This window comes from Mycolicibacterium sp. XJ2546 (genome assembly GCF_053483195.1).
The window spans coordinates 1-1,424 of record NZ_JBEFRW010000044.1; the positions used below are offsets into that span (position 1 = coordinate 1).

Here is a 1,424-nt window from a genome sequence, read left to right on the forward strand (position 1 = left end):
GGCTCTTCGCAGTTGAGGGTGTAGAGCAGGTCGGCGCGTCGTTGCCGGGGTAGGGGTCGAGGTCTTCCGATGATGGGAGTTCTCACACCGCCCAGCTGGAAGACCTCGACGTGCCTGACGCTACCTTCGCGTGTCCCGATCTGACCACGTTCTGCCGCCTCGATGAGCTCGGGCTGGAGGTGACCGGGCAACGCCTACGCCCCGACCGGGCCGTGCTGGCCTGCCGGATCACCGACGACGACTCATGGTGTCGCCGTTGCGGCGAACAAGGCGCCCCGCGCGACAGCGTCACCCGCGAGCTTGCGCACGAACCGTTCGGATGGCGACCCACCACGCTGCTGGTCACCGTGCGCCGCTACCGGTGTGCGGGCTGTGCGCATGTGTGGCGCCAAGACACCAGCAAGGCGGCCCAACCGCGGGCCAAGCTGTCGCGGCGCGCTCTGCAGTGGGCGCTGGAAGCCCTTGTCTGCCAGCACCTGAGCGTGGCACGGGTCGCCGAAGCACTGGCGGTGTCGTGGAACACCGCCAACAACGCGGTGCTGGCCGAAGGCCAGCGGGTACTGATCGCTGATCCGACCCGCTTCGACGGTGTGGCGGTGATCGGGGTCGACGAGCACGTGTGGCGTCACACCCGCCGTGGCGACAAGTACGTCACCGTCATCATCGACCTCACCCCGGTGCGCGACAAGACTGGTCCTGCCAGGCTCTTGGACATGGTTGAGGGCCGCTCGAAACGGGCCTTCCAGGACTGGCTGGCTGAGCGGCCACAAGACTGGCGTGATCGGGTCGAAGTTGTTGCTATGGATGGATTTTCCGGGTTCAAGACCGCCAGCACCGAGGAGCTGCCCGACGCGGTAGCGGTGATGGACCCCTTCCATGTGGTCCGGCTGGCCGGCAACGCCCTCGATGAGTGCCGACGCCGCGTGCAGCTGGCCACCTGCGGGCACCGCGGCCGCAAAACCGACCCGCTCTACCGGTCACGGCGCACCCTGCAGACCGGGGCCGATCTGCTCACCGACAAACAGAAGGCACGCCTGGCCGCCTTATTCAGCGTCGATGCCCATGCCGAGGTCGAAGCTACTTGGACGATCTATCAGCGCACCGTGGCCGCCTACAGAGAACCCGACCGCAAAAAGGGCCGCACCATGATGGCCGCGCTGATCGCTACGCTCAGCGCCGGCGTTCCCAAGCCCCTGCAGGAACTGATCACCCTCGGACGGACACTGAAGAAACGAGCCGTCGACGTCCTGGCCTACTTCGACCGCCCCGGGACCTCCAACGGCCCGACCGAGGCGATCAACGGCCGCCTCGAGCACCTCCGCGGATCCGCCCTCGGATTCCGCAACCTCACCAACTACATCGCCAGATCGCTACTGGAAACCGGCGGATTCAGACCCCGACTACACCCTCGATCATGAAGAGCC

At 66.6% G+C, this 1,424-nt stretch carries 1 protein-coding gene; it reads left to right on the top strand.

Going from position 1 to position 1,424, the window contains the following annotated elements; genetic code table 11:
- Positions 1-110 precede the first annotated feature (110 nt).
- Entirely contained in the window at positions 111-1,418 is a 1,308-nt protein-coding gene (locus ABQE44_RS25735; protein WP_448432643.1) for an ISL3 family transposase, read from the top strand.
- Positions 1,419-1,424: the final 6 nt, after the last annotated feature.